A 7278-nucleotide genomic window follows, 5' to 3' on the forward strand; every position below is an offset into this window, starting at 1 on the left:
AGCCTGGCCCAAACCCGAAACCTCAGCCATTCGGCCAAGCTGCTGCATACCACGCAGCCGGGGCTTTCTAAATGGCTTAAAGACCTCGAGGCCGATATTGGCCTGCCCTTGTTCGAGCGCCACGCCCGGGGGCTTACTCCAACTCAGCACGGCCAGACGCTGATCGCGCACGCACGTCGAATTGACGCTCAGCTGGACAGAGCTGTGGTCGACATGGACATACTGCGCACTGGCGGGGCGGGGCGGGTGGTGATCGGTGCATCAGGCGCGGCGGCTACCGAAGCCGCGCCCCGCGCCATTTTGGCCATGGCCGAACGCATGCCCGATATGCGCATCGACCTGGTTGAAGGCACGATGGACCGGCTGCTGGGTTTATTGGCGCGAGGCGATCTTGATATTGTCATGGGTCGCAGTGCAAGCAACGTGGCCCTTGAAGCCAGCATTCATTCCGAGCAACTTTACGTAGAACCCATTGACCTGGTGGCACGCCCCGGCCACCCCTTGTTCGATTTGCCCGAACTGCAATGGAGCGATGTAACCAAATACCGTTGGATTGTGTGGCCCAAGCAGACGCCCGTGCGCAATGCGCTGGAAACCGCCTTGGCCACTGCCGGCCAGTCTTTGCCTTCCAACTATATTGAAAGCAATTCGGTCATTGCCAACGTCACCTTGCTGACCCACAGTGATCTTATCGGTACGGCGTCGCATCGCTCGATACTGATGCTGGCGCGTTTGAACCTGGTGCGTACTTTGCCGCTCAAGCTCGAAGGCTTCGGATCGGTTTCGATGTACTGGCGTAAAGACGAGCTCTATCCCAGGTCGCTTGAAATGGCGCTTGAATGTGTACGCAGCTCGGCAAGCGAAGATGGGTTCAGCTGGAAGCCGGGCGCCCCCTTTTGATGTGGCGCTGTATCTCTTGCATGAAGGTTTCCAGCGCCGGCTTGCGGTTGTCTTTACGCAGCACGGCATGAACGCTGGCTTCCAGGTTGGGCTCATCAAGCGGCCTGAACACCAGGGCATGAGGCTCGTAGCCGCTGGTCGAGGTGGGCACCAGGGCGATGCCCAGGCCTGCTGTGACCAGGCTTAATTGGGCGGGTACCTCGGCAACGGTCTGCTCGACCGTGGGCGAAAACCCGTGCGCGGCACAGGCCCGAAAAATGCGCTCGGCAAACGTAGAGGTTTCGCGCCGAAGCATCACGAAACGCTCGTTGGCAAGTTCCTCGAGGCGGATGCGGTCGCGCCCGGCCAAAGGGTGGTCGGGTGTCAGCGCGACCAGCAAAGGGTCGGGCCATAGCTTGCGGCTGCAAAGCAGGTCATCTTCGATGGATTGGCGCGAAATGCTCAGATCGATGCGATGTTCGCGCAGTGCTTCAAGCTGATCGTTGGGCGCCATTTCGTTCAGGGTGACCCGGATATCGGGGTGCGATACGGCCAGCTTGCCGATAAGATGCGGCAAGGGCCCTAAAAAGTGCGACCCCGAAAGCCCAACATCAAGGCGGCCCGCCAGCCCGGCGTCTACCTGGCGTACCCGGGCAGTGGCTTCTTTAAGGCGGTTCTGAATAATACGTACGTCGCGCAAAAACGTTGCGCCCGCTTCGGTAAGCTCGACCCGGCGGCTGTTACGATGAAACAGCTTTACGCCCAGTTCTTCTTCAAGCTGGGCGATTTGTGCGCTAAGCGGGGGCTGCGAAATATGCAGGCGCTCGGCCGCCCGAGTGAAGTTAAGTTCCTCGGCAAGGGTCGTGAAGTAACGTAGCTGGCGTAGTTCCATAGGCAAAATATAGCGCACGAGACGAAATCAATATTGGTGCCCCACGTAAAAATCAACGAATATGGGTCATGTTATTGTCATATAGCCACTTTTTTAGGTATTAATCATGAGCACAACCGCGCGTTCCTACCGTATCGGCCAGATCGTTCCCAGTTCCAACACCACGATGGAAACCGAGATTCCCCTTATGTTGCGTAGCCGCGAGGCCAAGTTCGCAGAGCGTTTCACCTTCCATTCCAGCCGCATGCGCATGAAGAAGGTTACCGCCGAAGAGCTCAAGGCCATGGACGCCGATTCTGACCGCTGCGCGCTTGAGCTGTCTGACGCGCGTGTCGACGTGCTGGGTTACGCCTGCCTGGTCGCCATCATGAGCATGGGCCTGGGCTACCACCGCGAGTCCGAAAAGCGCCTGCACCAGGTTACGGTCGACAACAACGGTGCTGCTCCCGTGGTTTCCAGCGCGGGTGCGCTGGTCGAAGGCCTTCACGCCATGGGCGCTAAGAAAGTGTCCATTCTTACCCCCTACATGAAGCCTCTTACTAAACTGGTGGTCGATTACATCGAGAACGAAGGCATCGAAGTCGTTGATTCGGTATCGCTCGAAATTCCCGACAACCTTGAAGTGGGCCGCCAGAATCCGCTGGCTCCGGCCGAGCATGTCAAGCGCCTGAACACCAGCGGCGTCGACGCCGTTGTGCTGTCGGCTTGCGTGCAAATGCCGTCGTTCCAGTCGGTGCAGCAGGTCGAAGACCGCCTGGGTCTGCCCGTTACCACTGCCGCCATCAGCACCGTGCACCAAATGCTCAAGCGCCTCGAACTGCAGCGCGAAGTACCCAACGCGGGTGCCCTGCTTTCCGGCCGCTTCTAAGTCGGCTTATTGCCTTTTGCGCGCAAAAGGCAAACCCGGGCCCGGCAGGCTTTAGGCGTGCCGGGCTTTTTATTTATATTGTTGGTATGGTGCGACTCGGGCCTTGTTTAACAGAAATATAATCCAACAAGAAGATTCGTTTTGATATACTGCGACTTGATTGCCGCAGCGTACTACGCTAAACCATAGAAGTAGCAAGGCGATCAATTCCAAGACGCAAGGTTATGCCTTAAGAATACGGGCCAGAAGCCCGTAGCTCCGCCTTGCCAGATACCTGAAGGTAACGAAAAAAACTCAGAACCCCCCACTTTCGTGGACGGAGCAGAGCTTTTTTGTGTCTTTCGCTAGCTGATCTGGCTGCAGGACGCCGTGTGCGCTGATTTGGTGGGTTTCCCTGGGTTTTTCGCTTCTGCCATGTTGGCCGGGGTGGTGTACTCAATGTAGGAGATCCAAGTCTGTGAGCTTAAAAAAACAATTACGCACAGTTGCAGCAGTAGGGGCGCTGGTCGTACCCGCATTCGCTTCGGCACAAATGGCTTCTTTAAAAGAAGTGGTTGAATCAGCCGTATTAAGCAACCCCGAGATTCAAGCCAAGTTCAACGATTTCACGTCCGCCCTCGAAGGCCAGAACGTGTCGCGCGGCGGAATGCTGCCCCAGGTGACGGCTCAGGGCTGGACGGGGCGCCAATGGAGTGGCGGCAATTCTGCGGTATCCAGTTCCAACTGGAGCCGCAATGGGTATAGCGTCGAGCTTCGTCAATTACTTTTCGACGGCCTTTCCACCCTCAATACTACTCGCCAGTTCGGCTTCGAGAAGCTGGCGGGCTACTACGATTTGCTGGCAACCATAGATAGTGTCGCGGCCGACGCCGCTGTTGCCTATATTGACGTCATTCGCTTTCGCGAAATGGAAAACCTGGCCCGCGATAACTACCAGATGCACGACGGAACGCTACGGCAGATTCGCGAGCGTCAAGAGTCGGGCGTGGGCAGGGGGGTTGACCTGGAACAGGCAAACGGCCGCCTGGCATTGGCTCAGACCAACCTCATGACCGAATCCAACAACCTCAATGATGTGCTGCAGCGCTACCGCCGCGTAGTCGGCAGCCCGCCGGCGCAAACCTTGGTCGACCCGCTTGAGCTGGGTGCGCAGCTGCCCAAAGATCCTTCCGATTTTTCGTCTTCCATTCGCGGCAACCCGGCAGTGCTTTCCAAGCAGGCCTTGTACCAGGCCGCCGATTACGGTGTTGACGCCGCAAAGGGCCGTCATATGCCCACGTTCGAGCTACGGGCCTCGACCGGCCGCGACACTTCGCTGCCCGGCGAGCAGTACCGCAATATCCAAAACTCCAGCGTTCAGCTGATGATGTCGTACAACCTGTACAAGGGCGGTTCGGACCAGGCCCGTGTGCGCCAGACCAAGGCGCAGTCGTATGCGGCGCGCGACGTGCGCGACTACACCTGCCGCAACTTGCAGCAAGACCTTTCTGTCGCCTGGAACCGCGTCGTGTTGCTGCGTCAGCAGTTGCCCTTCTTGCAAGAGCACGAGCTGGCCACATCAAAAGTGCGTCAGGCCTACCAGCAGCAGTTCCAGATCGGCCAGCGCTCCTTGCTTGACCTGCTGGATACCGAGAACGAACTGTTCGATGCCCGCCGCGCTTTGGCCAACGCTACGTACGACCTGAAGATTGCCGAGTATCGGTGGTTGGCCATGTCGCACAAGCTGCTGCCGGTTCTGGGTCTGGCCCAGCCTTACGATGCTCAGCCCGACGAAGCCAAAAGCCTGGATTTTCCCGAAGAAAGTCTTAAGGCGTGCATGACACCGGCACCCGACACGCGCAACCTTGAACCGGTTAAGGTACTTTACCGGGACGGCATGTTGCCGCCGGTTGTCGAGTCGCTTGGCATCAATCGGTCGGCGAATTAACGATCGCAACTCAAGCAAGGCGGGTTCTTCTGTGGAAAACAAGCATTTACCCAAGAAAACAGAGCTTTCAGACCTGGACGCGGATTTTATTCGCGTCCTGGAAGATCTGATCGACGCCTTGCTGGCCAACGGGACACTACGCGTAACCGACCTGCCGCCCGAGGCCATGCAAAAGCTCAACCGGCGTAAGCAGGCACGTTCACGCTTGCGCGATGCGCTCGATCTGATCGATGATTCGGATGATTTGATATGACGCAGCACCCTCGAGTTAAAGCGGCTGACCAACTGGCCGATTCGGTACCCCCGCACCTAACGCACGACGACCCCTTGCTGGCCTGCCTGGTGGCATTGACCCGCATGCATGGTCGGCCTCATACCGGTCAAGCCTTGATTGCCGGGTTGCCTATTGACGCCGGCAACCGCCTGACCCTGGCATTGTTGCCCAGGGCGGCGGCGCGCGCGCAGTTGTCGGCCCGCCTGGTGCGTCGTTCTCTTGAAGGCATGCCCACCGGGCTGTTGCCCGCCTTGCTGGTGCTCAAGGGCGAGCGCGCCTGTTTGTTACTCGAGATCAAACCCGACAGCTATGTCATTCAGTATTCCGAGTCGCCCAGCGCGGTCGAAGTGTCGAAAGGCGAGCTCGAAAGCCAGTACGACGGCTTTACCTACTTTATAAGGCCGGTGTTCCGTTTCGAGCAGCGGGTCAAGGAAAAGACGGCCGAACGCACCGGCCATTGGTTCTGGGACGTGGCGCTGAGCAATTGGCGCTTGTATCGCGATGCCCTGGTGGCCGCCGTGCTGATCAATATATTTGCGCTGGCCCTGCCTTTGTTCACCATGAACGTGTACGACCGCGTGGTGCCCAATAACGCCGTCGATACCCTGTGGGTGCTGGCCCTGGGCATTGCGCTGGTGCTGGTCTTTAACATGGTGCTGACCAGCGTGCGTGCCTATGTGGTTGATACCGCCAGCAAGCGCGTTGACGTGACGTTGTCGGCGCAGATTATGGAGCGCGTGCTGGATCTGCGCATGGAAAGCCGCCCAGTTTCAGTGGGGTCGTTCGCTGCCAATTTGCGCTCGTTCGAATCCGTGCGCGACTTCATCGCGTCGGCCAGCCTGACCACCTTGGTCGACCTGCCCTTTGTGCTGCTGTTTCTGGCGGTGCTGGCGTGGATTTCGCCCTGGATGCTGATTCCACCCGTAGTGGCCATTGTGGTGGTGCTGGTGGTTTCGTATTTTTCGCAAGCCCGCATGGACAAACTGATACGGCAACAGTTTCAGGCCAGTGCCCAGCGCAACGCCACGCTGGTCGAGTCGCTGGCCGCGCTTGAGACAGTCAAGGCCCTGAATGCCCAGGGTATTGCGCAGCGCCAATGGGAGGCCTCCACCCAGTTTCTGGCACGCTTGGGCAGCCGCATCAAGACCATATCGTCGGTTACGGTTAATTTTGTGCAAATGGCCCAGCAACTGGTCACGGTCAGTGTCATTATTGTTGGCGCTTACTTGATTCAGGACGCACAGCTTTCTTTGGGCGGCATTATTGCCGCTTCCATGATCGCCGGGCGTTGCCTTGCGCCGCTGGGCCAGGTGGCCGGGCTGATGATGCAGTTTCAAAACGCCCGCACCTCGCTTGAGTCGGTCGACAACTACATGAAAATGCCTGTCGAACGGCCTGCCGAGAAAGCTTTTTTGCCCCGCCCGTTCCTGAAGGGCGACATCGAGCTGCGGGGCGTGGAATTTACCTACCCCAATAGCAGCCAGGCCTCGTTAAGCGGCATCAACCTGAAGATACGCCAGGGCGAAAAGGTAGGCATTATTGGCCGCATCGGTTCGGGCAAGAGCACGCTTGAAAAAATTATTCTGGGTTTGTATGCGCCTACGGCCGGCACGGTGCTGGTTGACGGCATCGATATCCAGCAAATAGACCCGGCCGACTTGCGTCGCGCCATCGGCTATGTGCCTCAGGACCCTGTGCTGTTTTACGGCACATTGCGGCACAACCTGGCCATGGGGGCGCCGTTTGCCGACGCCCGGCAGGTTATGGCGGTGGCCGAGACCGCGGGCATCGACGGGCTGGCCGACGGCCACCCCGAAGGCTACGACATGCTTATAGGCGAACGGGGCGACTCGCTTTCGGGCGGACAACGTCAGTCGGTGGCCATAGCCCGCGCGCTGATCAACAACCCGCCCATATTGCTGCTGGACGAACCCAGCAGCAATATGGACAACCAGAGCGAGGTCGCTCTCAAGACGCGGCTGCGCGACATCGCGGTCGACAAGACCCTGATACTGGTCACCCACCGCACCTCCCTGCTCGATATCGTCGACAGGCTGGTCGTGGTCGATAAAGGCACCATCGTGGCGGACGGGCCCAAAGAGCAGGTGGTCGAAGCATTGCGCCAGGGTCGCATCGGCCAGGCAAGAAGGACGGCATGATGAACGGGCGCGAATTTTTATCGAAACTGGGCCTGGCAAAAGAGCCCGGCCAGAACAAGCAGGCGCGCGACGGGGGCTTATCGCAGGATCTGGCCGTGGATGTGCACGAGGCGCTGGATAACCAGCAGGCGCGCGGGGCGCGTGTCCTATTGTGGTTGTCGCTATTGGCGGTCGTCGTTTTGCTGGTCTGGGCTTCGTTTGCCAGGCCCAGTTTCGATAAAAATTCGCGCCCGTTCATCATGCCGTCCTTCTTGCCTGGCCGATGCGACCCTGGCGCAA

6 protein-coding genes and 1 pseudogene are annotated in these 7278 nt (G+C 58.7%); 6 read left to right on the plus strand and 1 reads right to left on the minus strand.

Features of this window, described 5'->3' with window-relative positions:
- Positions 1-900, plus strand: a 900-nt coding sequence (locus VL003_RS12535) for a LysR family transcriptional regulator (RefSeq protein WP_325442980.1), incomplete at its 5' end; no start/stop codon positions are given.
- Here VL003_RS12535 and VL003_RS12540 read toward each other — a convergent pair.
- Entirely contained in the window at positions 872-1771 is a 900-nt protein-coding gene (locus tag VL003_RS12540; RefSeq protein ID WP_325442982.1) for a LysR substrate-binding domain-containing protein, read from the minus strand. The genes VL003_RS12535 and VL003_RS12540 overlap by 29 nt on opposite strands.
- A 106-nt stretch (positions 1772-1877) precedes the next feature.
- On the opposite strand from VL003_RS12540, the gene VL003_RS12545 reads away from it, so the two are divergent.
- The 5 genes and pseudogenes from VL003_RS12545 to VL003_RS12565 all read left to right on the plus strand — a co-directional run.
- Positions 1878-2639 (plus strand): maleate cis-trans isomerase family protein, encoded by a 762-nt coding sequence (locus VL003_RS12545; protein ID WP_325442984.1) that lies wholly within the window; start codon positions 1878-1880, stop codon positions 2637-2639.
- Positions 2640-3171: 532 nt separating this feature from the next.
- Complete coding sequence (locus VL003_RS12550; protein WP_325442989.1) at positions 3172-4566, plus strand: TolC family outer membrane protein; 1395 nt, start codon at positions 3172-3174, stop codon at positions 4564-4566.
- Positions 4567-4597: 31 nt separating this feature from the next.
- Entirely contained in the window at positions 4598-4819 is a 222-nt protein-coding gene (locus VL003_RS12555; RefSeq protein ID WP_325442986.1) for a hypothetical protein, read from the plus strand.
- Positions 4816-6999 (plus strand): type I secretion system permease/ATPase, encoded by a 2184-nt coding sequence (locus tag VL003_RS12560; RefSeq protein ID WP_325442988.1) that lies wholly within the window; start codon positions 4816-4818, stop codon positions 6997-6999. The genes VL003_RS12555 and VL003_RS12560 overlap by 4 nt, the downstream gene beginning before the upstream one ends.
- Positions 6996-7278: pseudogene (locus VL003_RS12565) on the plus strand (hypothetical protein); the annotation flags it as partial. The gene VL003_RS12560 and the pseudogene VL003_RS12565, both read left to right, overlap by 4 nt.

It is taken from the genome of Pusillimonas sp., assembly GCF_035515275.1.
Classification (GTDB): domain Bacteria; phylum Pseudomonadota; class Gammaproteobacteria; order Burkholderiales; family Burkholderiaceae_B; genus Pusillimonas.

Bases quoted from the DNA above. Each gene is read 5' to 3' on its own strand.
- VL003_RS12545 (WP_325442984.1), top strand. From the start codon at position 1,878: ATGAGCACAACCGCGCGTTCCTACCGTATCGGCCAGATCGTTCCCAGT.
- VL003_RS12550 (WP_325442989.1), top strand. From the start codon at position 3,172: ATGGCTTCTTTAAAAGAAGTGGTTGAATCAGCCGTATTAAGCAACCCC.
- VL003_RS12560 (WP_325442988.1), top strand. From the start codon at position 4,816: ATGACGCAGCACCCTCGAGTTAAAGCGGCTGACCAACTGGCCGATTCG.
- VL003_RS12540 (WP_325442982.1), bottom strand. From the start codon at position 1,771: ATGGAACTACGCCAGCTACGTTACTTCACGACCCTTGCCGAGGAACTT.